Here is a 26,352-nt window from a genome sequence, read left to right on the forward strand (position 1 = left end):
TAAAGCCCTTGAAAACTTCAAGGGCTTTTTAATTTATAATAGAGTTGCTGATTAGAATGCCTCAGCAATTCCCAGGTATATCTCGTTGGTACCACGGCCAAAGCCCCAATCCAATCTCAAGTTCAAGTTCTCTGTCTTGTCAATCTTATAACGCACTCCAAAACCATAATTAGGTTTCAAGGCACCAAATTGGAAATCGGCAATGTTATTGAACACACTACCCGTACCAACAAAAGCTACAGCACCTAGCCTGGTGTTCTTAAAGTTTTTACGGAACTCCATTTGAGCAGCTACTAGATCCCTATCGACAAATCGTCCTTCTCGATAGCCTCGCATAATCTCACTACTACCAAAGAATGAATACTCAGAGAATGGTAAATCGTCACGAACCGTACGACCCAGAAACTGGAAGGCAAGAACATCATCATTCTTCTCAGAAACTTTAAAAAAGTGTCTCACATCGAGTCTCGTCAAATGAAACTTATTGGTACCGCCTAGAAATTCACCATACTCTCCATGGGTAAACTCTACATACCAGCCTTCGCTCGCGTTAAGTATGACATCACGATCATCATAAAGCGCTGCAACTTCTAGACCTACAGATGTTGACCCATCAAATCCATCGCGCATATTTTGTGCTATCAGGCCATCTTCTTCCACCTTTGTCTCATAAATATGGTTGTAACGCAAACCACCGCCTAAGAACAAATACCTATGAAACATCTGCTTGAGAAAAATAGGCTCTACCAATAGTTGATTGTATTCATAAACCTCTTCAGCACTTTCTTCTGTATTACGGCCTATACCGTAATATAAACGTGGATAATTCTGAAAAAGGATGTTACCTGTTATAACGAACTTCTCTTGATTGGTAAATATTTCAAAACCAGAATATAAAAAGTATTGATTATTGAGCGTGTATTGAAACGTGATAGGCATATTAGAGACTCTCGTTTCCTCACCACTACCAGCAAATTTGAATAGGTATTTTGCCCCTATTCCAAAGGCGAAATCAGTCTCAGGCGAGAAACTGATTACGGGTGCTGCAATAAATTTTGATGGATAAAGTGTGCTATCTTTTTCTACCGCCTTGGCATTGGGGTAAAAAGTAAAGAACTCTTTGGCGTCTTCAAAGATTTGTGCGTCACTAGTAGTAGGCAATACAAATCCGATCAAAAGTAAAACGAGAAGTATGCGCTTAAGTGCTAGGTATTTCTTTTTCAAAGGGTAGTGTTTTTCTTAATTGGCAAATTAGATTACTTATCTATAACATGTCCTGTTTCGCATTTTATTTAAGATAAAATTAGTGTGAAAAAGCGTATTCGCTCACGCTCCTAAAGTTTACATAGTCAATATTATTAAAAGATCGCGTGATTGGGACTTTCCTGATATGACAGATTTTACAGATGATCACGCTTTCGCGAAAGCGTAACTTGGAAAAAACAAATTGCTATAAACGATCACAGAATAATCTCAAGGCATCGTGTCATTCTTAAACAACGATCGATAAACCTTGCCTATGGTCAAACCCTGTACTACAATACCAAATATCACTACAAAGAAGGTGAGTACCAGTAATGTATTTGAGTAATCCATATCTGTCGTTCCCAATACTAAAGCAATAGAAACCGCTCCTCGCAAGCCACCCCACGTAAGAATGGTAGCTATGGATAATCGGTGTTGACTATCGTGTTTAAGCAAACTATAAGGGGTATAAATACTTACAAATCTAGCTGCTAGAACTAAAATAATAACCAACACTCCCAATATGGACGTATTCCAAGAAAACTGTACACTTGTAATAGATAGTCCTATCATAAAAAAAACAATAGCATCCAGTGTCTCGCTGATCATCTCCCAAAAGCTGGTCAACACCTCATGGGACTCATTTATTTCATCTTCTAGATGCAATTGGTTACCTATTATCAAGCCTGCCACAACCATCGCTAGCGGTCCTGAAACATGTAAAAATTGAGCTACAGAATAACCGCCAACAACCGCAGCCAGACTTATCATAGTTACTAATTGATGCGCACCACTAGCATACTTTATGGCTTGAAAGGCAATAAAACCAATCAAAGCGCCTAACATCAAACCACCACCTATTTCTTTCAATAACAACCAGCCTACCTCACTGTATATACCATCAAAACTTCCGTCGTTTGTCATCTTGATAACGAGCAAAACTCCGGCAAACAGCACTACTCCTATTCCATCATTAAATAGTGACTCGCCTTTAAACTTTACCAGCAGTGAATCAGAGATTTTAGAATCTCCCAGAATAGCCAGCACGGCTACAGGATCTGTAGGTGAAATCAAGGCTCCAAAAAGTAAACAATACACAAACGGAATCTCAACACCTACTAATGGCGCTAGGTAAAAAGTAACTGCACCTACCAGCGTCGCGGTGATCAGGACACTAACAGTAGAGAAAGCGAGAATAGACCACTTAGAAACATCCAATTGCCGTAGATCTATATGAATAGCGCCCGCAAAAAGCAAAAACCCCAGAAAACCATCTAGCAAAATACTACCAAAATCCACAGTATCTAGCGTTCCAACCGCAAACTCTCTCAAAGACGGAAAAAAGTTCTGCAATAATAAAATACTGATAGCAACCGCAGCACCACTAATCACTAGAGCGATACTTGAAGGCAATTTAAAAAGCCTGTGATTGATTAGACAAAAAATCACGGCAATAGGAAAAATAAGACTAAGAGATTGTATCATTCCCCTAACGAGCTAAAGAACTAGAAATATAAATAATGCCTATCACGATAATCTAAAAATCATGAGAAATAAGGCTGAATTCAATAACTAAGCTTTCACTATCAATATGATAAATCTTCTTTAAAGTTTTATATCAAGAACAAATACGTCAATCAATGAAAATCAAGTGCTGTTCAATTAAAAAGAGGGTTAATTAAATTCCCAGAGAAAAAATGAATTAAAATATCCTATACCCGACTTTTAAATTTAAACCGCTTTTTAAGACTTCTGCATTAACAGTGCTTTCTTTAGTGGTAGAGGATCCAAAATATTCTATCTTAAAACTGATTTTATTTTTGAATTCTGCAGCAATACCGGCCTTATAAATAATTAAATCACTTAATGGAAAAGCACCAAACTCTCCATTATCGCCAAATTCTATAAAACTATCTGATGATACGTTAGAAATTCCTCCTTGCGCCGATAGTAATAAAGACATTTTCTCATTTAAGTAAAGATATTTTAAGGCTCCTATAGTAATATCGATGCTTTGACTTTCTATATAGACTTCTTCGTCCCTAAATTCGAGCCCATTACCTGTGAATTGTTGTTGGTATGTACTAGAACCTTCAACCTGAGAATTATATGCTATTTCAGAAATTATAGACCAATTATCGCGTTTTCTATCAAAACGTACTTCAAGAATTCCGCTCACATGGATGCTGGTTTCATTGACACCATCAAATTGCCTAAAATAATCTTTGGATGGAGATAGAGTTTGAGAGCTTACTCCAGCATTGATTCTTCCTGAAAGTAATGATAGGTTATTTTTTCTGCTAATTATTGAATATGATTTATTCGTGCATTCATTATAATCGATTACATATTCCAAGAGATCTTTGCGGTTATAGCCTAAACCACCCAATTTTTGGTAGTCGGTAGAATTACAGTCTAATAATTCTGCTATCTGTCGCTGGTAATCACGTGATTTACCTATTTGAGAACCATCAGCGGTGAGATATTCCTGATAATTAAGTAATTTAAAATCGCTTGTTCCAGTTTTCACATAATATCTAGTATTGTTATCACTAGAATATTCGGCTAGTGTTCCTTCGCCCTTTATGAGTATTTTTAAAAACACTTGTTTTTCGATTGTAGTGGGTGACACTTTGTTTATCGGTTCAACATCGCTGGTCAAATCAACATCAATCTTTGAACTTTGATATAATAATCCATCTTCTAACGTTCCAAAAGATCTTGTATTGAATGGAGTCATAACCACTTGCTGACCATTTTCTGGATAAAATTCAACCCTGTCAGGGTTTTTAAGAAATTCTGATATTTTAATTTTTCCTATGGTACGTGATCCTGATTCATCAACTCGATAGGCATCTTCTTTATTAGTTTGTGCCTGAACAGCAACTAGGAAGAAAAAAAATAAAAGTGTAAAAAAATGTTTCATAGTAGAATTTACGATTTTCAAAACTGGCCGCTAAAATAGGTTTATTAAATTTTATTAGAAATCAAATTGTTCCCTATAGGGATATATGACCTATTAATTCCTACTCATCTATGTCTATTTTAGAAAATGGATAATAAAAAACTAGCACCACTAAGAAAGTAAATGCATCTTAAAATTTATCAGATGGTCTATTTCCATTGAATTTCTTTTCTCCCTATAACTTTTGGCAGAATGACAACGCCTGCGATCCTAAACGAATTTTTATCTAGATTTTTTACAGGGCACAAGAATTAAAAAGACGAGAATGATTGTACCTATGTAAATCTAAATCTGGTTACTCTGCGAACCAGAAATCTAAAATTTGAGTGTACATAAAATGTCTAAGTACAAATTTAAGCACTTACCTCATTCAATAGCTTGATATGCTCACCGGTAAGATTTGAGCTTATCGCTTCTTTGAAAGCTTTGAGCTGTGAGGATTTTGTTGCACTCACAATAGGCGCGGTAATTCCAGGCTGCACCATGGTCCAGGCGATGGTTACACCTGCTTGTGAGATGGCTAGATCCTGAGATACTGTCTTTAGCGCTTTTAAAATGGCACGCCCGCGATCATTCCAATATTTTTTCAAATTACCAGAACGCTCACTTTTTTCTATTTGCTCAATAGAATCATACTTACCGGTTAAAAAGCCATTTGCTAGCGCCCAATAGTTAGTCACCGCGATCTGTTCTTGTTGCACATATTCTTGATAACCATTCTCAAAGTCATTGCGATTTATCAAACTATATTCTGGTTGATAGATCTCATAGCGTGGCTGGTCATGTTTTGCGGCATAGTCTTGTGATTCCTTGAATCGGTCTAGCGGGAAACTACTCGCTCCTAGATGCCTAACCTTTCCTTGACTTATAAGATCTGCATGTGTGTCCATGATCGTTGCAACCGTTAGATCTGGATCATCCCGATGGCTATAGTAAAAATCGACATAGTCTGTTTGTAGGTTTTTAAGGCTTTGATCAATCTGTTTATGCACGTGATCTGACGCTAGGCTTATTCCACCTTGACCTACATCCATACCTACTTTGGTAGCAATGATCATTCGGTCACGCAGGCCTCTATCTTTCATCCACGCACCTATGATGCGCTCGCTCTCGCCACCGCTATTCCCATCAACCCATCGAGAATAAACATCTGCCGTGTCGATGTAATTAAAGCCTAGCTCGTACAATTCATCCAGCATTTTGAACGATTGTTTCTTGTCGATTGTCCAACCAAATACATTACCTCCAAAAGCGATAGGTGGTATTCTTAAATCAGTTTTTCCTATTGGTTTCGTTGTCATATTCATAATATCAAATTCTAAACTTTAGCTTGAGAAGATATGAATCCTCTGAATTTGATGCTAAAATCCTTTCAGCAAAGCTATATTTAAGCTGCGAGGACAAAACTAAATACATGATGAACTTTGCTTCTGAGAGCTGCTTGTAAAATGGACATTGGTGATTACGCTTTCGCGAAAGCGTAACATAAATAAGGTTTCTTATTATAAAATACTTATCTGATAACTTATTCAGTTTGTGCTCTAGCCGTCATTAAGACACTAAAACGCTCCACAGCTTTTTGAATGACACTCTCGTCTACCTCAAAAATAGGCGCGTGCGGCATGCTGATTTTATTCTGCTCAAAATTAGAACCGCCCAGAAAGAAATAGGTACCTGGCACTTTTTCTAAGAATAGCGCAAAGTCATCGCTGCGTCCACCTGGGAAAACACCACTAAGCTCTACAACCGATTCTGGGTAATAATTCATTAGGATTTTGACCGATTGAGCAGTAACATCAGGATCATTTTGAAGTACATAAGAAACGGGCTTGATGTTATGATCAATGACTACCTGATCTAGCGGACTCTCATCTATCATATTTTGAAGATTCTTCTTGAAAGTATCCAACTGATTTTGATCGCTGAAACTATAATAACCTCTTAGAACGGTCTGATCATTTTCTGAATTTGGATAGATACTTGTTTCTAATAAGGTATAATCTTGATACATCGTATTGCTACCCGCGATACCCGTGACTGGATCTTCAAAAGATGCGTCTGTTCCAAATTCAGGATTGCTTACATTAGAAAGATCATTCATTTTGGACGATACAAATCTGATGTCTTCTGAGTCGGTTGTGTTCAAAGTAAGCGATACTTCTTTATAATGCGCATACAGCTCTTTGGGCTTTGTGGCGATCACACCAGCTGGGAACGGCGTTATATGTGCTGCATAGAATTCGTCTGGATTGATCAGTTCCATCAGGTCTTCGTCTAGCATCGCTTTGGCTCCTGTAATGTTTTCTTCAGCTGGTTGAAAGACGAAATAATATGTTCCTGCCAATTGCTCTTTAAGTTGACTCAAATTGCGCGCAATTCCCAAGCCGATCGTGGTATGCACATCGTGCCCACAGATGTGTCGCACACCATCATGGACCGATTTGAATGCCACAGGATCCTCAAAATCGGTTGCCAGCGCGTCGATGTCTGCTCGCCATGCGATGTGCTTGCCAGGTTTATCCGTCTTGAGAATACCGACAACGCCATAACCACCTATGTTTTCGTGAACTTCTAGTCCAGATTCTTTGAGATGTTCTGCAATAGTTTTCGCCGTACGTGTTTCTTCTCCTGCAAGTTCTGGATATTGATGTAAATCTCGTCTCAAGGCGATCAAATCTTCTTCCATCGCTAGACTTTGAGAAGCTAGTTCCTTATTCAGTTGCTCTTGAGTTAATGGTTTTTGTTGGCATGATATCAGTAGAACAAAAGCGGTGAGAAAGAGAATATATTTCATGGCGGGTTTGATTTATTGAGCTTAAAAATAGAATTATATCTTGAGATGGGATTATCTAACAAACCATATCTCGACTATCGCTCGATATTGGTTCAAGCACTTTGTGGTCAAAGAAAAGCAACCACTTCGAGCGATAGTCGAGAGCTACGTCTCATGAACTAAACCTGACTACAAAGTAGGCTTATTGTTATTCACCAAGAACACTGAATTCACAAAAAACAATTTTCCATTTTCCCAAAAAGCACGGAATAATGGATCATCCACTAGATAAATAAAACTACCAGAACCCATGCGCTCCTCACCAAAAACGAGCGTGTTTTCTAATTCGCGATTAGCTTCTGTGCCAACAAAGCCTGAAACTGCGTTTACCTGATCGATCCAACCTACATTGTAACCATTGCTCAAGTAATCCATGGATTGTGTTCCTAGTTTGAGCGTATAATATTCATCGCCATACCCAAAAGCTAACGGATGCGTTTTATCCAAATTCACTTTAAAAATACTACCTGAATTAAAATACTTGGTGCTCTCAACTTCACGATCTGCATAAGGTGTGAAGTCGGCTTCAGTATCTTTAGATTCATCTTCTGATTCTTCTTCTTTATTTTTTAAAGCAAAACCTTCTTTACCAGCAAAAGAATTCATCGCACTACCTATCGCAACTACCTTACCGCCGTTACGTACGAATGTTTTGATTTTATCCAAACCTGCATCGTTGAGTACGCTGCCGTAATAGCCGTTAGGCATCACGATCACATCAAAATTGGATAGCTCTACTCTGCCCAAATCCTCTAAATCTAGATTAGTCGCTGGATACTCCAATTGCTGCTCAAAGAAATGCCATGCAGCTCCATAACTCAAGGAAGAAATATTGTCGCCTTTGAGTAAGGCGATGCGCGGTGCGTTGATCAACTTGACGTCAGGTGATCCAAAGTCTGGACCTGCGCTTGCAAAGGAACTATTCACAGCAACCACTTTACGGTCATATTCACGAGCATACTGATTTAGTTTTGCTAGTAAATCTGCGTTTCTCACATTGTCGCTTTTGGCAATAATCAGGCTACCGCGGTCGTACTCAACACCATTATTGGTAAATGGTTTTTCTGAAAAGCGCACCTTGATACCATCCTTGAGTAAGGCAGCCAGAAATCTAGCATCATCCATACCGTTCCATGAGATGATATAACCTGCATTGGCGTTGGGTATGGTTTGATAATTAGATTTGAGTGTGGTAGCAGTTCCAACGCTGACCTTTTTACTGCTCGCGACTGCATCAAAACCATAAGCATGCACGAGATTCCAGGCTGTGATATCATAAGTAACCGGCGTACTCAAGCTGGTTTGTGGTTCAAAAAGCACTTGTACCATCTTGCCTCTGGGTTGGTCTGTATGAATAACCATGGCAAGATCTGCCTTGAGTGTTCCAGAGCTTTTACCATTGTATGGTTTGCCCGTAACGTTTACGCTTTCGCGAAAGCTGTATGCTATCTCATGTTGATCCAGCAAAGAGGCTAGTGATTTATATTGATCGCTGGTACCTGAAAGCACAAAACTCTTAAACTTGAGATCGTCGTTGTTGAAATACTTTTTGAACTCACTATTGATTCGCTGGGCATTTTTTGAAGCCACCTCAATTGTGGACAATCCAGTAGTAGTGTGATGTGCAACGCGATCGACTAGTGTCAATTCATAGCCTTCATCGGTATTGATGCCTAGTCCAGCGCGGCCGTGGCCAGCCTGCTCATAAGTCATTCCTATCGCGCCCATGTAAGTCGGGTATGTGTCGCCATAGCTGGGATACAGAAGGTCAAAGCGCTCGCGTGTGAAGTATAGCCAGCCTTCCTTGTCAAAATAGCTGGCGTGGTTTTGCCCAATCTCTGTCTGGAATTGTCGCTGAAAATCTGTGATAACCTCATGAAATGGCTCTGCAGCTGGTGCGAAATAGTACGGATTGTTGATGCCTTGCTCGTGAAAATCCACATGCACGTGTGGCATCCATTGGTTATAAACCTTGAGGCGCTCCTGCGTCTCGATTTGCGAGGCCCATGCCCAGTCGCGGTTCAGGTCAAATAAATAATGATTAGGTCTACCACCTGGCCATGGCTCGCTATGCTCGGCTGCGGCTTGTGATGGATCATAAGGCTGGCTCGCCACTTGATTGAACCAATTTACATAGCGATCGCGCCCGTCAGGATTCACGCATGGATCCATAATCACTACGGTGTTTTGCAACCAGTCTTTCTTTTCGGTAATCAATTTATAAATGGTATTCATCGCCGCCTCAGTCGATGAAGCCTCGTTACCGTGTACATTATAGGATAACCAGACGATGGATTTATCGGCGACTGCACTTCCATCGTTTATCAAGCCTGTTTGCTGCAAATTGGCTTTACGTATGCTCTCTAAATTTTGATGATTTTCAGAACTCGTGATCACTACATAAGTAAGCGGTCTGCGCTCATAGGTCTCACCATATTTTTCATAAGTAACAAGTGGTGAGTTATTTGCCACATGCTCCAGATAATCCACAACCTGTGCATGGCGTGTGAACGCAGTACCTAATTCATAACCAAGAAAATCTGCTGGCGATTGTAATTGCGCTTGTGAAATGGTGCTGATCAAAAAAAATAAAACGAGCGTAAAGCGATGAATCATAGTTGCTATTTGAGTTTACTAAACTAATCCAAATCAAGCATATCTCGCATGAGTTTGCAGTTGGCCAAAAATCTAGGTTACTTTGAGGCATAATTGAGAACTATGAAAGATCTAGGCCTGTGTTTATCTGGTGGCGGCGCGAGAGCTAGCGCTCACATAGGTGTTCTGGAAGCCTTGAACGAGAACGGCATTTACCCTAAACAACTTTCTGGCACTAGCGCTGGTGCGCTGATAGCATCCTTATATTGTTATGGCTACAAGCCCCTGGAAATTCTAGAAATGTCCTTGCAGGATGAATTTGTAAATATCTTCAAGTTCCAGATCATCACTCGCAACTGGAACCGACTGGCAGCACTCAAGAAACTATTGATGAAACACATGCCCGAAAATAGTTTTGACGCCATGAAAATTCCCGTTCATGTATGTGCAACCAACCTCAATAAAGGCTGTGCAGAATTTCTCAATTCGGGCGATCTAGCTACTGCCATTACCGCTTCTTGCGCCATACCAGTTATATTCAAGGCTGTCCAGATTGATGGCATGACCTATGTTGACGGCGGCGTGCTCAACAATCTGCCTGTAGAAACGCTGCTTGACAAGGACTTGACCATCATGGGCGTGAGCATTTGCCCGCATGACGAGATGGCAAAAGTGACGAGCATACGCGAGATCAGTGAGCGTATCTTTCAGCTTAATGTCTGGTCAAATGTAGAATTGCGTCTCAAGCAATGCGACATCGTTTTGGATCTGGAAGATTCCTTCAACTACGGCATGTTTGACGTCAAAAAATCCGAAGAGCTTTTCCGCATAGGTTATGATCGTACCTTGCAGCAAATGCCTAGCATCCTAGCGCAGTTAGCCGATTAAGTACATTCTTACTGTCTGTTTTCGGGCAGTTCCCTAATGCAGGACTATCTTTGCATGTACCAACAAGTATCTATGAAACAAGTACTGGCGCTGATCGCCTTACTATCAGCTCTCAATCTACAAGCACAAGATTCATTTGTAATAGACCGTGGCGAGACCAACCTGTGGCAGGACTTCACCTATGATATGGGTAATGTTTTTCAGGGCGTTGGTTTTGCATATTCACGGCCGCTGTATTGGCAAGGTGATGATTTTATCAAATTAGGTGGCGTTGCTGCCGTTACTGGTGGTTTGTTATTTGTCGATGGCGACATCCGCGATATTGCGCGCGATACAAAAGATGATGTGCCCGAGATTTTACTCGATTACGGCTATTATGCTGGTGCCCCACAAAATAATTACGGTGCCATGGGTGCTGTTTACCTAACGGGACTGTTTACTAAAAATGAAAAACTGCGTCGCACTGGTGTGCTGCTTATAAGCTCCGCAACAGCGACTGGGTTTCTACAACAGTTGACGAAAAGTCTTGCAGGTCGTGCGCGACCTGGCAAGGAATTGGGTCGCAATCATTTCAAGCCTTTTGGCGGCAGCGCTGGTTACAGGTCTTTCCCGTCGGGTCATGCCGTTTTGACTTTTACCAACGCCCATGTGATTGCCAAACAGTTTAAAAATCCATGGGTAAAAGCTGGTATTTATACCGTAGGCGTTATTCCAGGCTTGTCGCGCATCTATGACGACCAGCATTGGGCCAGCGACGTGTTCTTGAGTTGGGCGATGAGTTATTTTATGGTAGAGGCGATCGATTTGTACCTGGATAGAAAATATGCTGAAAAGTATAACCAGACTCCTAAAAAGACCTCATTGGACTTCTCATTCAGTATGCAGCATATAGGCGTTTCCTATACTTTTTAGATCTTCAAGCACGTTCATTAGGGCGTTCCCACCCAAAATTTGGGTGGTCAGGCTCTACGCTATATTCTCGCTAGAAAAAAGCGAGAGATGCCGCTGCGATCCTTAACGCATAGAAGTTCATACATTTTAACTGGCCACCTGGATTCATTTGTCGTCACTGACACTAGCCTTATTAAGCGGTTAATAATCATATTTTGCTTTTATCTTTACTAGATAGAAACGTTATTATGAGATTCTTCATTACCCTAATCCTTTCTTTCACCCTATTCAATGCAGGCGCTCAAGAAGCTGTAGCATCCGATATGATGAAAGAAGATGCCACAACTCTTAATCAGCAACAATTAGATATACTGCATAGAGGAACTAAATCATTCCCGGAAAAAACACAACTCGCTATCGCCGTCGTCAATAATGGTAAGGTTTCATTTGCAGGAATAGAAAGAGTTGGTGATACCATTAAAATGATTGATAATCACGATCACACTTTTGAAATAGGCTCATTGACCAAGGTTTTTACTTCAACACTTCTAGCCGATCTTGTCCTCAATGACAAAATTAAATTAGATGATCCTTTAGAAAAACACATGGATTATGACCTGAGCATCAACCCAAAAACGACTTTGAAGCAACTGGCCAATCATACTTCAGGTTTGCCGCGTTTGCCTACTAATTTGAATCTGTTCCTGGTGGATCAAAGCAATCCTTATAAAGAATACGACAGCTCTATGCTCAAGCAATATTTGACATCTGGAAATACCCAGCAAAAGCAAATAGGCACTTCTTATGAATATTCAAATCTAGGTGCAGGAACATTAGGATTTGTTCTCGCTAGTATGGAGCAAATGACCTATGAAGAATTGCTACAAGAGTGTATTTTCAACAAATACAACATGTCTAACTCAACAACTTTAAAAGAAAAAATAAAGACAGAGTTGATTGAAGGTCGCGATGATAATGGCAATATCACCTCAAACTGGGATTTTGATGCGCTAGCCGGCGCAGGCGCGATCCTTTCAACAGTAGAAGATTTATCAAAGTTTGCCTTAGCTCAATTTGATAAAACCAATGAGTCTCTAGCTCTGACTCAAGAATCCACCTATAATGTCAATTCAAATATGGATATAGGACTAGGCTGGCACATCATCAAAAGGATTGATCAAAATGATAAATTATGGCACAACGGCGGCACTGGTGGTTACTCGTCAAGTATGGTTCTAGACGTTACTGATAAAAGCGGTGTAATCATCTTATCAAACTTATCTGCCTTTCATCCTAAGATGGGAAATATTGACGGATTGAGTTTTGGGTTGTTGAAAACATTGGCTGACCCCAAATAGATCTTCGGCCAAAGATTTATGATGAAAAATAAACTTTGAAGAAGTTTAGCAGGAATACCTATATTAAAACATCACTTATAGCCACCATCATATTATCTTGCCGGCATGGAATTTACACTTACTGAAATCATTGGCTATCTAGCTAGCCTTTTTGTCTTATTGTCGTTTTTTAATAAAGACCTGCGCAAGCTGCGTATCGTCAACTCGGTAGGTTGCGCGCTTTTTGTGGCTTACGGGATTATGCTTCCTAGCATACCAGTTATCATTACCAACGTGGCTATCCTGATGGTTAATGGGTATTATCTGTTTATTAAGAAAGAGGTTCCAATGGTTTCAAATACAACAACTGAAACTCAAGAATAGTAGTTATACCAATTAAGAATTCTAAAAACTCAATAACTTAGATTCAATCAATAGATTCAACATTTGCAGCACCTACAAGGCTTTGCCGTGTAAATGTCGGGTTTAAATCCTGCGATAAATTTTATAAATAGTGACCATGCTACTTAAAATTGCTTCAACCAAATGAAAGAAATTATGAAGCAACCACAACTAGGCGACTACATTGCTAGATTAAGAAAAGAGCAAGGTCTTACCCAAGAAGAACTGGTAGAACGATGTAACATCAATGTGCGCACAATCCAGCGCATTGAAGCTGGAGACGTAACTCCTAGAAGCTATACAATCAAGAATATTCTTGAGGCATTAGGAAGTTCATTTGAAGATATCTCTAAAAAGATAAAACGTGAAGTTCAACCTATTGTCACGGATAACATTCAGTTCAAGAGGGCTAGCAACGGCTTATTAATAGGGATTTTGGGAATTCTGTACATCCTTATTTCAATTCCTATTGCATATTATGAAATATCCGCTTCGCTACTTAATATGAAACTATTAACAACGGGTGAGTACATGATCGGGCTTATCATGTATTTAGGGCTTATTACTTCATTTTATTTGACCTTTCTATTATCAATAAAAGAAAGATCACCTGTAATGATCGCATGTGTTATAATCTTTCTTTTCCTGGAAATATTAGGATTAATAGCGAGGTTTTCATGGTATAAGGACACATTGTATTCCTTCTCAAAGATGCAAACAGGTCTCGCTTTTATGTTTCAGATAATTTATGGATTATCACTAGTGATTCTTGCCATACCATTTTTGATAAAAAGGAAACAGTTTCATGGCGTTTTCAAAAACCTAGGCATCATATTGATTGTCGGTGGAATCTCTCACGCAACATTTTTATTATTCCCAATAGGAATTATAGCTACACTATTATTCGAGATACTTTTAATCGTTATGTCATTTCAACTGTACCAAAGTGGTAAAACAGATACTAACGACTTTAATTGATTTAAATATTTAAACGAACCTCTTCAAATTCTCAACTTGCTTTTCAATAGCTTCCTTAAATTCGGTTTTTAGGCGGTCGATGAGTTGACCTGTTGGGATCGTATCTTTAATGGTGGCCACGCCTTGGCCAGCACTCCAGATGGTTTTCCAGGCTTTGGCCTCGGTATCCATTTCTTTGCCAAAATCGATTTTTCCAGTCGCCTTCAATTGTTCTTCAGTCAATCCAGCAGCATTGAGACTCGCCGCTAGAAAATTTGCAGATACTCCTGATATCGCAGCGGTGTAAACCACATCAGATGATCCAGCCTCAATGATCATGTCGCGGTATTCATCAGTAGCTTTTGACTCATCAGTATTGATAAAACGTGTGCCCATGTAGGCTAGATCTGCGCCCATTTGCAGTGCGCTGGCAACGTCTTGACCAGAGCTCATCGCACCTGACAGCATAATGACACCATCATAGAATGATCTCACCTCACGTATAAATGGCATAGGGTTCAAGGTTCCAGCATGACCACCAGCACCAGCGGCTACTAGAATCAACCCGTCAACACCAGCTTCTTGAGCCTTTTCTGCATGGCGTTTTTTGATCACATCATGAAATACAAGCCCTCCATAACTATGCACGGCATTGACCACATCTTTTACCGCACCTAGTGAGGTAATAATAAGTGGCACTTTGTGTTTCATACAAACTTTAAGATCTGCCTCTAGTCGTGGGTTGGACCCATGAACAATCAAGTTGACACCATACGGCGCAGCTTTTTTACCAGTTTCCTGTTCCCAGGCAGCAAGCTCTTTTTCTATTTGAATAAGCCATTGTTCAAAACCTTCGGTTGATCGTTGATTAAGCGCGGGAAAAGTTCCTACTATTCCGTTCTTACAGCACTCGATGACCAACTCTGGGCCAGAGATTAAAAACATGGGTGCCGCCACAACGGGCAATGATAGTCTATCGATCAGCTCTTTGGATGTCATAGGTAAGTCTTTACCCAAATTTACAAAAGCAGGACCTTATGCAAGCATAGTAAATTATAATTTGCCAAAATCTCGTTATATAATTTTGCCCTCGACCGCGATAATCGCTCACAGCCGTACCTTTACAACATTCCTGCGTCGTTTGAGTTATTGCAGGAACGATAATCAACGCGAATTGAAGCATTTTATAATTACAGCGGTGTTTTGTGTTCTCGCTTTCGCGAAAGCTGATTCCCAAAAATTCACGCTATCAGGCACAGTCACTGAAAAAGGCACCGGTGAGACGCTACTCAACGTAAATGTCCTGATACCAGCAGAAAGTACAGGAACCATAACCAATGAATACGGTTTTTACAGCATCACGCTGCCCGCAGGAACTTATGAAGTGCAATACAGCAGTTTAGGATTCAAGACTATAATGCGTACGGTGACGCTGGATGCCAACAAAAAATTATCGCTGGAACTAGAAGAGCAAGGTGAGGCGCTTGATGCCGTTATCCTGAAGGCAGATGTGGAGAAACTAAGCATCAGATCGCCACAAATGAGCGTGAATGCACTGTCGATTGAAACGATTAAAAAAACTCCTGTAGTTCTAGGTGAGGTTGACCTAATAAAAGCCTTGACGCTGCTGCCTGGTGTCACCAATGCCGGTGAAGGCGCCAGTGGTTTTAATGTGCGTGGTGGCGCGGCAGATCAAAATCTAGTGTTGCTAGACGAGGCTACTTTATACGGTAGCGATCACCTGTTCGGCTTCTTTTCAGTCTTTAATCCTGATGCGATTAAGGATTTGAAATTATATAAAGGTGGTATTCCCGCTAGATATGGTGGTCGTGTTTCCAGTGTGTTGGACATTTACCAGCGTGATGGTAATAAATCACGATTGAGCGGCACTGGTGGTATAGGAATCGTCTCCAGCAGACTGCTGCTAGAAGGCCCGATTCAAAAAGACAAATCCTCTTTTCTAATAGGTGGTCGTAGTAGTTATGCTCATTTATTTTTCCCTCTTTTTGATCTGGATAACCAAGCCTATTTCTATGATTTGAATGCCAAGGTTTCTTTTAATATCAACGACCGCAATCGTTTGTATGCCTCGGCATATTTTGGTCGTGATGTATTTGAGGTAAACAACTTGTTCGGCAATACTTTTGGAAATTCATTTGTGAACCTGCGCTGGAATCATACGTATAATGACAAATGGTTTGGTAATGCATCCTTGATCTATAGTGATTATAATTATGGGCTTGAACTAGAATTTGTAGAGTTTGTTTTTGACAGCGGCATCAGTAATCTGAATGCGAAATATGACTTGACGCATTACCTCAACGATAAAACCAAATTGCGCTTTGGTCTCAACTCCATCTATTATGAGTTTGATCCTGGTAAAATCACGCCAACTACCGACGATAGTTCCATCAATGAACGTCAACTAGCATTAAAGTATGCCATGGAAAATGCTGTTTATATCGATGGTGAATTCACCCTAACTGATAATATCAATGTGAATGCAGGGTTGCGATTCACCAATTTCCTGCGATTGGGTCAGGATAATTTATTCCGCTATGAGGATAATCAGCCACTTTTATACAATGAAGAGCAAGGTATTTATACCAGTGCAGAACCTCTAGAAACTTTTAATGAGAGCCGCAGCAACGTGCTGGAAAGTTTTTACAATATTGAACCGCGTCTAGGTATTTCTTATAGTCTGGACGACGATACCAGTATTAAGGCAAGCTACCAGCGCATCAACCAATACATCCATTTGATAAGTAATACCACTGCGCCTACACCGTTTGATCTGTATGCGCCTAGCGGTGAATTTATAAAACCACAAGTAGGTGATCAAGTCGCGATTGGTTTTTTCAAGAATGTTGGTGATTACAGCATTGAGGTAGAATCATTTTATAAAGAAGTAGATAATCGTCTGGACTATATTGATGGTGCAGACCTCATCGCACAGGATGCGGTGGAAACGATCTTACTTAATGGTGAGGCGAGAGCTTACGGTCTAGAATTATTATTGCGTAAAAACTATGGCAAGTTGCAAGGCTGGGTTGCCTATACCCTATCACGCAGTGAGCAGCGCACGCCAGGTCGTACGGCAGACGAGCCAGGTATCAATAATGGTGAATGGTACAACGCCGCATGGGATAAAACCCATGATTTGACTATTACCGCTAATTATGAACTGAACAAGAAGTGGAACTTTGGCACAAACTTCACGCTGCAAACGGGTCAACCGGTAACCTATCCAGTAGCTCAATATGAGTTTGACGGTAATTTTATTCCTGTTTATGAATCGCGCAACGCTAGTAGACTACCTGTTATCCATAGATTGGATTTGAGTGCTACCTATATTCCGAAACCTGAAAAGACCAAAGGTTGGCAAGGAAGTTGGGTTTTTAGTTTATACAATGCCTACAATAGAAAAAATGCAGCGAGTGTCAGCTTTGGTGAGAATGAGGATACTGGCCGCAATGAAGCTACACGACTGGCGATTTTTGGAATTGTACCAGCGGTCACTTATAATTTTAAATTTTGATCATGAGACATTTACTAATTATTATGCTAGTGGTGGTTTGCTTTTCATGTGAGGATGTGATAGATGTTGATCTCAATACTGCTGAGCCTAGACTTGTAATAGAAGCGACCATCAATCGCGAGGCAGATGGCGAGACGGCAGGCAGCATACGGTTGACTAGAACGGCAGACTTTTTTGAAGAAATCAACGAGCCAGTGACTGACGCACAGGTACGTATCATTGATGAGAATGGTAATACGTTCGAATATGAGCACAATGATCTAGGTTACTATTTCAATGATGAACTGGATATAGAGGATGACGTGGATTACACACTAGAAATCATAGATCAAGGACAAACGTATCGCTCTACAGAGCAACTCATTAAAACAGTACCGCTGTTCAATCCTGAACAAGAGGAAATAGATGGCTTTGGCGAATTCACACAGATTACTGCTTTTTATGACGATCCAGAAGGTTTTGGAGATTTCTACTTGTTTCGATATCTAGATGAGTTTAATCGCGAGATCGACATACGCGATGATGAATTTAGCGACGGTAATGTGACGCCTACCAGTTTCTTTATCGAGGATTTGAATCCGCAGATGGAGATCTTATTGACCATTGAAGGTATTGATCAGCGTGCATTCACCTTCTATGAGACGCTACTGCAACAAGGTGCAGATGCTGGTGGCGGCCCGTTTGACACACAGCCTGCAACTGTGCGAGGTAATGTGATCAACGAGACTGATTCCTCTAGATTCCCGCTGGGATACTTTAGAATTTCTGAAATATATCGATTGAACTATATAGCAGACTAAATGATGTAACTGACGGCATCGTCCAGGTTCAATCGCACTTTCGCCATATCAGCAAACATATCATCTGACGCACGGTGGCCTATAGGCAAAAGCAATACAGATTTTAATCCTTGATCGTTAAGTTCTAACAACTCGTCAACTTTTTGAGGTATAAAACCTTCCATAGGACAGCTATCGATGCGCATATCTGCCAGTACAGTCATGAGATTACCTAGCGCGATATAAGCTTGATTGCGCGCCCATGCGAGATTTTCATCCTCGCTCATGGCTTCAAACTTATCTTCTAACTGCTTGCGGAATGGCGCGAGAATCTCACTAGGTGTTTGACGCGCAGCCACTACTCTATCAAAATAATTATTGATATAGGCGAGATCTACCTTAATGGTGCTTATCACAAGGACTGCCGGTGCATCTAATACTTGACGCTGACCATAGGAAATAGGCACTAATTTTTCCTGCAATATTTTATTCTGCACTATAGTTAATCTACTAGGCTGCAGCCCATATGAGGTAGCGGTGAGATTAAAGACACTGGCTATATCCTGGAGTTGCTCTTGAGTAATATTTTTGCTGGGATCAAACTTTTTAGTCGCATAGCGCCACTCTAGGTTTTCAATACTTTTCATGCAGGTAGTTCGTTATATTTGCGCGAGGTTTTATAGAAGTTAGCTTTCGCGAAAGCGTAATAACCACAAGCCTCAACACAATTTACAAAGGTAAACTACAGGATTAAGATCGCGCCAGGAATGCTAGGCAATTCTTATGAAGAAACTTCTCAATATTGTCGTCTTTTTATTGATTGCTGGTGTCATTGCTGTGATATTTTTACAACAATACATACAACAAACTTCTAAAGATAGTATCGCGACCAACATAGAAATGCTGGAACCTGCTTATACGGGAATTGTGTTAGGTGCAAGCGTGTTGCCCGATCAGTCACTCTCACCAGTTCTCAAGGCTCGTGTAGATGCTGCTTTACTAGCCTATGAACAAGGGAAGATTGAGCGCTTTTTGTTGAGCGGTGATCATGGTGATCGCGACTATGATGAGGTAAATCCGATGAAAAACTATCTAGTTAAAAAAGGGGTTCCTACCGCAGATATTTTTCTAGATCATGCTGGTTTTGACACTTATGATAGCATGATACGAGCACGTGAGATTTTTGAAGTTGATCACGCCATTGTCTTTACTCAAGAGTTTCATTTACCACGAGCCATTTATCTAGGCAATCGATTAGGGCTTAACATACAAGGCTACATAGCAGATCCAGAAGGCTATGAACCATCATCCAGCCTCAAACGTAGAGAGTGGCTGGCCAATATCAAAGCATGGGCAGAAATCAACATCAATCAACGACCTACTCATGATGGAAAAGCTATTCCTATCACTGGCGATAGCAGCCAGAGTTATGACTAACTGTTATTCAATTTTTAACAGGATAGGTTAAGGTGTGTTAAGTAAGCCACTTCTATTACCGTAATCTCTTATCTTGAAAAGAAAATAAGAATTATGAGTGATAAGACACCAAACCCAGAAAAGACTAGTAAAAAAGAACAAGCTATCAATCTTGAAGCAACGCATGGTAAGGATATCAACCATCAGGTAAAAGATAAAAAAGAGCATCACCAGCCACGAGATACTATTGCTAGACAGGATTAATTCCTCAATACTGTATTGAAAAACTGCCCTAGAGGCAGTTTTTTTTTATGCCTGGTCACAAACAATTTAAATAAATACATTTATATTTGCACCCGCAAAAAGCTCAATGCTTTTTACGATCCAGGAGAAGTGGCAGAGTGGTCGAATGCACTGGTCTTGAAAACCAGCGAGGGTCACACCTCCAGGGGTTCGAATCCCTTCTTCTCCGCATAAAAGCCTGGTATCTCAATGATACTGGGCTTTCTTTTTTTCGGTTGACAAATTAGTTGACCTATTTCTTCAAATCAGACTCCCTTTCTCGTATTTAATTCATAGCTCATAATCAGAAACTACCCTTGTCTAAGAATAAATTAGGTAGCTTTGTATTGAACTTAAAATTTAATATGTGAAGTAAAACTTCTCAAAACTTATTATAGCGTTTAGCTCTAGATCCAATCGAAATCGCCAATTTTTTGATCTGACAAGCTGTTTTAAACGCGGTGCCCATGGGCGCTGCTGTTTACTCTTGTCATGGTGTTTGGCGATACCCGATTGGATAGTAATTCAGTTAGCGCCTTCTTTAATTGGACATTATGATCGAGAATACTTTTAAGCTAGAATTTGACAAAGAGACAGCTACCGAAACTCAAAAAAAACTAATTAAGCGTTACTGGGATTACGACGCAGAGAATAAAGGCTTTAAAGAAAAGGTAAACTATATTTTTTCAGAAAATAACATGTCAGTACAGTCTAATCTGAAAGTAATTAATAGACACTCGACCATGAGAATTCAACATATTTGTCAGGTCTGTCTAGATGAATATTGGTTACCGGTATCCTCACGAGCTAGATTTTTGTCTGGCATCACTGCTCATCATGATATACCTAATTATTTCACCTGTCAGTCCTGTGCTGCTTTACAAAGACTAGAACAACAGCAAAGGGGAATAGATAAGAAGATAAAGATTATTAAAACAATCCAGGAAGCTTATGATTCACAACTATACAATTATTTAACAAGCTTTGAATTTGAGGTACTGGTAAAAACATTAGAAGATGATTACTTTAATATTACTTTAAAATATTATGCTAACGAAGGTGTGCATGAGACATTTATTGATGCCATTGATAAGTTAAATGATTTACAGCTATTATACATCAATCCAAAATCAAAGCATAAATATTATCGAGAGATCCTATACGCAGAAGAAACAAAACAAATACTTTCAGCTATTCCAGGCGGTCATCGAGATTCCACGTTTAGAATAATAACCGAAGCTGATACACCGTCCATTCATAGTTCTGAGTTTTCAAGTGAACTTAAATTTTTTCTTCATCCAAATAAAAATAAATCGGGATTGAGTCCTGATTTTACTACCTTGATAGAAATTAAAGAAGATATTATTTTACGTAAGGGAACAACCTTTACAGCGGGAGGCTGGATAAAGAACAACGAAGGCATTAATGTTACCATCGTACCTACAGAAAAAATCGTTAATAGGACTCGTAGCATACCATTGAGTAAAGTACCTGAATCGTTGGGAACGCTGATTAATAATTATTTGAACAACTTAAATGAATAATCAATATAATTTTTGACTAAATCATTTCTTTATGCTGAAATCTAGTAATGTCCTCGATGAGTTGGAAAGTTTGTACTGCACCTCAATAGATATTGAATTATTTGGAGTCACCTCTTTTACAGATCTTGATGAAGTGATAGATATGGAGATCGAGACCTGGGCTGATCTTGACAAACCAATTTCTGAAATAGAGCGTCTAGCTCAAAAAGCAATAGGCACATACATCTTGACTATGGATGATCCAGATCGCTTACAAGAGTATATCTGTCGAAAGAAAACTATAGACTTCTTGACAGAAATGAATTCAATCCTGGAAAAACTAAAAATTAGAATAAATTAAAAATTGTGCTGAAGTGATCAAAGCGTTCTTAAGATCTTGCACGAAAGTGATGAACACACATTATAATATTTCTTAGCTTACAAGGTCATAATCATACTTCTCAAATTTTGCTCTGTCCTAGTTTCGACTAGTTCAAAAACATTTTGAATACGAAAGTTAAATGAAACAGTCGTCGAACTTCAGTAATTTTACAACTCGTTTTAGATAATATTGGTTCTTGAAACGATTAAGAGAAAATGGAATTTAAAGCGACCTCGATAAATATCGCTTTTTTACTTTCTGAAATTATCCGCATATAGCATAACGTTTGGAATTGAATCATGTAAATTATCTGTTTGATTTGACTTTCGTATTCAAAGTATTGGGTTATTTCCGAGCATTTCTTAGCTACTTCCGATTAAATTAAAATTTGACAGTACTATTGTTAAGCTAGAGATTCAGATATTTAATAAGAAACTTTACTAGGTTTTACACCCCACGGAACAGGTTGTAGTCCATGTTTCAATGTTGCGCCTTTTGTAGTGCGATTATAGTATTCGCCATGGTATTCTAGGATATTAAGTAAGGCCAATTCTATGTACCATATGCACAGTTCTAATATCTCATATTTTGTACTCATGTCAATTTTATTCAACTTCATTCTTTTTTCGATTTGAGAATGAACTATCATATTACGAACTTCGGTTATCACATCCGGACCGTCTAATGCGCGTTTTTGTTCTGAGACATAAGAATTCAAACATTTTAATCCAAGAGGTACCTCTGTTTCAATACCTAGGTTTTTGACGATAAGTCTAATTTTGTTTGATGCTGAAATGGAGGATGCATCTCTTCCTGATAGTAATCCTTTTTTCTCTACTATCCACCAATTATAAATTAGTTCTAAAGCAGTTTGAGCCATAATGATAGAACTTTCAGTAAAGCCAACATTGTTATTAGCATTCAAGTACCAATGTATTGCCGTGAAAAGAAAATCTTCGTCATGTGGGTCGGACGCGACTTTCTTATAGTTTTTCCACAATTGATCTATTGAAAGGTAAATTCTACTAGGACACCAGGTTTGCGGTAAACTAAACGGTTCTATGAGATAGCTTGTGTAATCCGTCCATAAAGGCTCGTCTTTGTTCAGACCTTGCGCCATGAATCCAGAAATACGTCTACCATTTATAAAAGAAAGGAAATTGTTTACCAGCCTGAAAATGCTTTGAGATTCACTTAAATTTAGTGGCTCCTTATGGCAGGTCAATTTACCTGATGCCAATATATCAAAACCTCCCAGATTTTCTAATCCTTTTAGTTTTTTATCGTAATCATATACAGAATCGATAATGAACTTGTAATTCTCATCCCCAAATGTTAATCTTGATTTTGATGTTCTATTCTCAATAACTCCTATTTTTTTTTGGACTGGATAACCATACAGCCGCCGTAAGTTAGGTATCGAAAAAACTATCTCATTTACTTTTACCGATGGGTCGCCAGTATATGTCTCGAAGGCAAAAACACCCTCAAATGTTATACTACCAAAATTGTCAAAATTGACTAGAGTGAGAAATGCCTTGCCTGCAAGATTATCATTAATGACCACCTCAAAGTATTCAAGTTTCCTGAAAATCTCAAAACTGAATTTATTCAGAAGCTCCGGTTTACCCAAAAATCTTACACCAACCAATGGTAGCCAGTGAAATGAAAATTTACCAAGGCAGGAAATTGAAACATTGTCTGAAACTATTTCAAATCTTCCATCATGAATAATAATACTAGCATTAGTCGTGGGAAGGGTAATGTGTTCTATAATTGTTGGGTATCTGCTATCCGGATCCGTAATATCTGAGGTCAAAATATTATTATATCTGTTTATTGAAAAATTGCATCATTTAAAAGTATCGATCTACAACTGCATACTTGTTGGGACAATGCTTTATTTGTAATACTTTTTTATAGCAATTCTCCATCCATTCGTTTAATGCATCCTTTGCAGACAAATAAATCATCTCAGTAAATTTCTATTACCACTTCATTTTCTGCAACCTAACTGCATTTAAAATAGCAAGCAAGGCAACACCTACGTCTGCAAAAACGGCTTCCCACATTGTAGCAAGTCCACCGGCTCCTAAAATGAGAACTATAATTTTTACGCCAAAGGCTAGAACAATATTTTGCCAAACAATACTTCTGGTAGAACGTCCTATTTTTATGGAGCGCGCAATTTTTGATGGTTGGTCATTTTGAATGATAACATCTGCGGTCTCAATAGCGACGTCACTTCCTAAACCACCCATTGCCATTCCTACATCACTTGTTGCCAAAACTGGTGCATCGTTGATACCATCGCCTATAAAAGCGACTGTTGTATCTGGTTGTGCTTTGAGTTTTTCTACTTCGTTAAGTTTATCTTCTGGCAACAAACCACCTTTTGCCCAATCAATACCTAATTCTTTGGCTACTTGTTGGGTAATGGAATCTTTATCGCCCGACAACATTATGATTTTAGAAATACCAGCCTCGCGAATTTGCTTAATCGCCTGATGGGCATCTTCCTTGAGCTCATCTGCAATGGTTACGTAACCTGCAAATTTGCCGTCTATTCCTACCATCACTATGGATTCAACAATAGTATCAGTTTCGGAAGGGACATCAATGCTGTTTGAAGTCATTAATGCTTTGTTTCCTACCAGCACGGTTTTTCCGTTTACGGTTCCTTTCAGTCCTTTTCCTGCGATTTCAGTCACGTCGGTTGCATCATAGTCGGCACCTTCGGCTTTGTATTCCATTATGGCTTTGGCGATGGGATGTGTAGATTGCTCTTCCATTGCCATTAGGTATTTCATAAAGTCCGCTTTCGCGAAAGCGGAATCATTTACAACTTCCTTAATTTTAAATACTCCTTTAGTAACCGTACCAGTTTTATCCATTACCACGGTATTTACTTTAGTCATTGCATCCAAAAATGATGCGCCTTTAAACAGGATTCCGTTGCGAGATGCAGCACCCAATCCACCAAAATATCCTAGCGGAATGGATATTACCAAAGCACAAGGACAAGAGATAACTAGAAAGATTAAAGCTCGATATAGCCAGTCTCTGAACACATAATCATCTACAACGAAATACGGTAAAAAGGTCAGACCTATGGCTAAGAAAACTACAATAGGCGTGTAAACACGAGCAAATTTTCTAATAAACAACTCGGTTTTAGATTTACGAGCGGTGGCATTCTGCACCATATCTAGAATACGTGCGATAGAGCTGTCCTTGAACTCCTTAGTAGTTTCTACCTCAATAACTCCATCAAGATTGATACTTCCTGCAAATACAGATGCTCCTTTCTGGACGGTATCCGGTTTACTTTCTCCGGTAAGAGCAGCGGTATTGAAAGAACCTTTATCTGAAAGTAATATTCCATCAAGAGGCACTTTTTCTCCTACGCGTACTTGAATTTTTTCGCCTATCTCAACCGTCTCAGGATTAACCGAAATGAAGTCGCCATTTCGATATACTAACGCCTCATTAGGTCGCACATCTAATAAAGCCTTGATATTTCCTTTTGCTCGGTTAACCGCTGCTTGTTGAAATAATTCGCCCACGGCATAAAACAACATTACAGCTACACCTTCTGGGTATTCTCCTATGGCAAATGCGCCCAAAGTTGCAATGGACATTAAAAAGAACTCCGTAAAGAAATCTCCATTCTTAATACTGTTCCAACCTTCTTTTATTACAGGGAAGCCAACAGGGATATAAGCTACGGTGTACCATACGATTCTTACCCATCCTTTAAAGAAGGGAAAAGTGTCAAAATAATCAACTGCAATACCTATTATAAGCATAACAAAACTGAAAATTGCAGGTAAATATGTTTTCAAATTAGACACTTCGTCTGGACTGCTGTGATTGTGACCGTCATCGTGACTGTGCGCGCCTTTATGTTCTTTTGGGTCTATGTCGCGTAAATTTATTTTTTTCTTTTTCATCTATTTTGATATCCAAATTTTTGCTTGTTCTTTATCTTTTAAATCGAAGTATTTTACTTCCGAGCTTGTGAAGAAATCGGTTGCTTTTGCTGCCCATTCTTGCCATTTTTTATTTCCAACGAATGCTAATTTGCCGTAATCCTTGATATGGGCTACATCAGTCTTGATGTCTTCCCAAAATCCTTTAATAGTATAACCTTCAAAATCTTCCATTTCAAAATAAAAGTCCACTTTGCGACCTTTGTCGATGATTCGATGTATTTGTTTGTGAATGGTCTTTAAATTTTCTTCGTTCAATTTGCCTGAGAGCCTTGCTGCAATCAAGTTCTCTTTATTCGTATCTATAGACTGTATCATAACTTCTTA

22 protein-coding genes and 1 tRNA gene are annotated in these 26,352 nt (G+C 39.4%); 12 read left to right on the forward strand and 11 right to left on the reverse strand.

The genetic code is table 11. The features are described from left to right. Window positions 1-51: 51 nt before the first annotated feature. The 6 genes from EJ995_RS11400 to EJ995_RS11425 form a co-directional block, all read right to left on the reverse strand. A complete protein-coding gene (locus tag EJ995_RS11400; RefSeq protein ID WP_164549910.1) occupies window positions 52-1,224 on the reverse strand; it encodes a BamA/TamA family outer membrane protein in 1,173 nt (390 codons plus the stop codon). Window positions 1,225-1,473: 249 nt separating this feature from the next. Beyond that, window positions 1,474-2,730: a cation:proton antiporter gene (locus tag EJ995_RS11405; protein ID WP_126448523.1), complete on the reverse strand. Its 1,257-nt coding sequence runs from the start codon at window positions 2,728-2,730 to the stop codon at window positions 1,474-1,476. Between the two features lie 217 nt (window positions 2,731-2,947). Then, window positions 2,948-4,171: a hypothetical protein gene (locus EJ995_RS11410; protein WP_126448524.1), complete on the reverse strand. Its 1,224-nt coding sequence runs from the start codon at window positions 4,169-4,171 to the stop codon at window positions 2,948-2,950. 392 nt (window positions 4,172-4,563) lie between these two features. Beyond that, window positions 4,564-5,511, reverse strand: a complete 948-nt coding sequence (locus EJ995_RS11415) for an aldo/keto reductase (protein ID WP_126448525.1) — start codon at window positions 5,509-5,511, stop codon at window positions 4,564-4,566. Window positions 5,512-5,735: 224 nt separating this feature from the next. Then, window positions 5,736-7,004: a M20 metallopeptidase family protein gene (locus EJ995_RS11420; RefSeq protein ID WP_126448526.1), complete on the reverse strand. Its 1,269-nt coding sequence runs from the start codon at window positions 7,002-7,004 to the stop codon at window positions 5,736-5,738. 168 nt (window positions 7,005-7,172) lie between these two features. Continuing rightward, a complete protein-coding gene (locus EJ995_RS11425) occupies window positions 7,173-9,659 on the reverse strand; it encodes a M14 family metallopeptidase (protein ID WP_126448527.1) in 2,487 nt (828 codons plus the stop codon). Between the two features lie 102 nt (window positions 9,660-9,761). On the opposite strand from EJ995_RS11425, the gene EJ995_RS11430 reads away from it, so the two are divergent. From EJ995_RS11430 to EJ995_RS11450, 5 genes are all read left to right on the forward strand, one after another. Next, complete coding sequence (locus EJ995_RS11430; protein WP_126448528.1) at window positions 9,762-10,526, forward strand: patatin-like phospholipase family protein; 765 nt, start codon at window positions 9,762-9,764, stop codon at window positions 10,524-10,526. Between the two features lie 72 nt (window positions 10,527-10,598). After that, window positions 10,599-11,438: a phosphatase PAP2 family protein gene (locus tag EJ995_RS11435; RefSeq protein WP_206482243.1), complete on the forward strand. Its 840-nt coding sequence runs from the start codon at window positions 10,599-10,601 to the stop codon at window positions 11,436-11,438. Between the two features lie 227 nt (window positions 11,439-11,665). Further along, window positions 11,666-12,775 carry a serine hydrolase domain-containing protein gene (locus EJ995_RS11440; protein ID WP_126448529.1) on the forward strand — a complete coding sequence of 370 codons (1,110 nt, stop codon included), beginning with the start codon at window positions 11,666-11,668 and terminating at the stop codon, window positions 12,773-12,775. A gap of 105 nt (window positions 12,776-12,880) precedes the next feature. Beyond that, the gene (locus tag EJ995_RS11445; protein WP_126448530.1) at window positions 12,881-13,138 is read left to right on the forward strand and encodes a YgjV family protein; all 258 of its coding nucleotides are present in this window, start codon (window positions 12,881-12,883) and stop codon (window positions 13,136-13,138) included. Between the two features lie 162 nt (window positions 13,139-13,300). Beyond that, entirely contained in the window at window positions 13,301-14,134 is an 834-nt protein-coding gene (locus EJ995_RS11450) for a helix-turn-helix domain-containing protein (RefSeq protein ID WP_126448531.1), read from the forward strand. Between the two features lie 9 nt (window positions 14,135-14,143). Here the strand turns inward: EJ995_RS11450 and EJ995_RS11455 are convergent, their stop codons facing one another. Next, window positions 14,144-15,112 carry an NAD(P)H-dependent flavin oxidoreductase gene (locus EJ995_RS11455; protein WP_126448532.1) on the reverse strand — a complete coding sequence of 323 codons (969 nt, stop codon included), beginning with the start codon at window positions 15,110-15,112 and terminating at the stop codon, window positions 14,144-14,146. Window positions 15,113-15,287: 175 nt separating this feature from the next. Between EJ995_RS11455 and EJ995_RS11460 the strand changes: the two genes are divergently transcribed. Together EJ995_RS11460 and EJ995_RS11465 are read left to right on the forward strand one after the other, a co-directional pair. Continuing rightward, on the forward strand, window positions 15,288-17,651 hold the full coding sequence (locus EJ995_RS11460; protein WP_241234640.1) for a TonB-dependent receptor: 2,364 nt from the start codon (window positions 15,288-15,290) through the stop codon (window positions 17,649-17,651). Window positions 17,652-17,653: 2 nt separating this feature from the next. Beyond that, on the forward strand, window positions 17,654-18,451 hold the full coding sequence (locus tag EJ995_RS11465; protein ID WP_126448534.1) for a DUF4249 domain-containing protein: 798 nt from the start codon (window positions 17,654-17,656) through the stop codon (window positions 18,449-18,451). Here the strand turns inward: EJ995_RS11465 and EJ995_RS11470 are convergent. Beyond that, on the reverse strand, window positions 18,448-19,077 hold the full coding sequence (locus tag EJ995_RS11470) for an NAD(P)H-dependent oxidoreductase (RefSeq protein WP_126448535.1): 630 nt from the start codon (window positions 19,075-19,077) through the stop codon (window positions 18,448-18,450). The two genes, EJ995_RS11465 and EJ995_RS11470, sit on opposite strands and share 4 nt — an antisense overlap. 136 nt (window positions 19,078-19,213) lie before the next feature. Here EJ995_RS11470 and EJ995_RS11475 point away from each other — a divergent pair, with 136 nt between their 5' ends. The 5 genes from EJ995_RS11475 to EJ995_RS11490 all read left to right on the forward strand — a co-directional run bounded on the left by EJ995_RS11475 (window position 19,214) and on the right by EJ995_RS11490 (window position 22,012). Next, window positions 19,214-19,867 carry a SanA/YdcF family protein gene (locus tag EJ995_RS11475; RefSeq protein WP_126448536.1) on the forward strand — a complete coding sequence of 218 codons (654 nt, stop codon included), beginning with the start codon at window positions 19,214-19,216 and terminating at the stop codon, window positions 19,865-19,867. 93 nt (window positions 19,868-19,960) lie between these two features. After that, complete coding sequence (locus EJ995_RS13170; RefSeq protein WP_164549911.1) at window positions 19,961-20,110, forward strand: hypothetical protein; 150 nt, start codon at window positions 19,961-19,963, stop codon at window positions 20,108-20,110. A 123-nt stretch (window positions 20,111-20,233) separates the two neighbouring features. Further along, window positions 20,234-20,318 (forward strand) — tRNA-Ser (locus EJ995_RS11480). Window positions 20,319-20,682: 364 nt separating this feature from the next. Continuing rightward, a complete protein-coding gene (locus EJ995_RS11485; protein WP_126448537.1) occupies window positions 20,683-21,672 on the forward strand; it encodes a hypothetical protein in 990 nt (329 codons plus the stop codon). A gap of 31 nt (window positions 21,673-21,703) precedes the next feature. Beyond that, a complete protein-coding gene (locus EJ995_RS11490; protein ID WP_126448538.1) occupies window positions 21,704-22,012 on the forward strand; it encodes a hypothetical protein in 309 nt (102 codons plus the stop codon). A gap of 445 nt (window positions 22,013-22,457) precedes the next feature. Here EJ995_RS11490 and EJ995_RS11495 read toward each other — a convergent pair whose 3' ends face one another. The 3 genes from EJ995_RS11495 to EJ995_RS13215 form a co-directional block, all read right to left on the reverse strand. Next, window positions 22,458-23,852: a hypothetical protein gene (locus EJ995_RS11495; protein WP_126448539.1), complete on the reverse strand. Its 1,395-nt coding sequence runs from the start codon at window positions 23,850-23,852 to the stop codon at window positions 22,458-22,460. A 169-nt stretch (window positions 23,853-24,021) separates the two neighbouring features. Next, entirely contained in the window at window positions 24,022-25,986 is a 1,965-nt protein-coding gene (locus EJ995_RS11500; RefSeq protein ID WP_206482244.1) for a heavy metal translocating P-type ATPase, read from the reverse strand. Beyond that, on the reverse strand, window positions 25,987-26,343 hold the full coding sequence (locus tag EJ995_RS13215) for a SpoIIAA family protein (protein WP_206482245.1): 357 nt from the start codon (window positions 26,341-26,343) through the stop codon (window positions 25,987-25,989). It lies immediately after the preceding gene. Between the last annotated feature and the right edge of the window lie 9 nt (window positions 26,344-26,352).

Source organism: Nonlabens ponticola (assembly GCF_003966335.1).
In the GTDB taxonomy this organism is placed as follows: domain Bacteria; phylum Bacteroidota; class Bacteroidia; order Flavobacteriales; family Flavobacteriaceae; genus Nonlabens; species Nonlabens ponticola.

Excerpts from the sequence above, each read along its gene's own strand:
- EJ995_RS11405 (WP_126448523.1), bottom strand. The coding sequence starts at position 2,730 with ATGATACAATCTCTTAGTCTTATTTTTCCTATTGCCGTGATTTTTTGT.
- EJ995_RS11410 (WP_126448524.1), bottom strand. The coding sequence starts at position 4,171 with ATGAAACATTTTTTTACACTTTTATTTTTTTTCTTCCTAGTTGCTGTT.
- EJ995_RS11415 (WP_126448525.1), bottom strand. The coding sequence starts at position 5,511 with ATGACAACGAAACCAATAGGAAAAACTGATTTAAGAATACCACCTATC.
- EJ995_RS11420 (WP_126448526.1), bottom strand. The coding sequence starts at position 7,004 with ATGAAATATATTCTCTTTCTCACCGCTTTTGTTCTACTGATATCATGC.
- EJ995_RS11425 (WP_126448527.1), bottom strand. The coding sequence starts at position 9,659 with ATGATTCATCGCTTTACGCTCGTTTTATTTTTTTTGATCAGCACCATT.
- EJ995_RS11430 (WP_126448528.1), top strand. The coding sequence starts at position 9,762 with ATGAAAGATCTAGGCCTGTGTTTATCTGGTGGCGGCGCGAGAGCTAGC.
- EJ995_RS11435 (WP_206482243.1), top strand. The coding sequence starts at position 10,599 with ATGAAACAAGTACTGGCGCTGATCGCCTTACTATCAGCTCTCAATCTA.
- EJ995_RS11440 (WP_126448529.1), top strand. The coding sequence starts at position 11,666 with ATGAGATTCTTCATTACCCTAATCCTTTCTTTCACCCTATTCAATGCA.
- EJ995_RS11445 (WP_126448530.1), top strand. The coding sequence starts at position 12,881 with ATGGAATTTACACTTACTGAAATCATTGGCTATCTAGCTAGCCTTTTT.
- EJ995_RS11450 (WP_126448531.1), top strand. The coding sequence starts at position 13,301 with ATGAAAGAAATTATGAAGCAACCACAACTAGGCGACTACATTGCTAGA.
- EJ995_RS11455 (WP_126448532.1), bottom strand. The coding sequence starts at position 15,112 with ATGACATCCAAAGAGCTGATCGATAGACTATCATTGCCCGTTGTGGCG.
- EJ995_RS11465 (WP_126448534.1), top strand. The coding sequence starts at position 17,654 with ATGAGACATTTACTAATTATTATGCTAGTGGTGGTTTGCTTTTCATGT.
- EJ995_RS11470 (WP_126448535.1), bottom strand. The coding sequence starts at position 19,077 with ATGAAAAGTATTGAAAACCTAGAGTGGCGCTATGCGACTAAAAAGTTT.
- EJ995_RS11475 (WP_126448536.1), top strand. The coding sequence starts at position 19,214 with ATGAAGAAACTTCTCAATATTGTCGTCTTTTTATTGATTGCTGGTGTC.
- EJ995_RS13170 (WP_164549911.1), top strand. The coding sequence starts at position 19,961 with ATGAGTGATAAGACACCAAACCCAGAAAAGACTAGTAAAAAAGAACAA.
- EJ995_RS11485 (WP_126448537.1), top strand. The coding sequence starts at position 20,683 with ATGATCGAGAATACTTTTAAGCTAGAATTTGACAAAGAGACAGCTACC.
- EJ995_RS11490 (WP_126448538.1), top strand. The coding sequence starts at position 21,704 with ATGCTGAAATCTAGTAATGTCCTCGATGAGTTGGAAAGTTTGTACTGC.
- EJ995_RS11500 (WP_206482244.1), bottom strand. The coding sequence starts at position 25,986 with ATGAAAAAGAAAAAAATAAATTTACGCGACATAGACCCAAAAGAACAT.
- EJ995_RS13215 (WP_206482245.1), bottom strand. The coding sequence starts at position 26,343 with ATGATACAGTCTATAGATACGAATAAAGAGAACTTGATTGCAGCAAGG.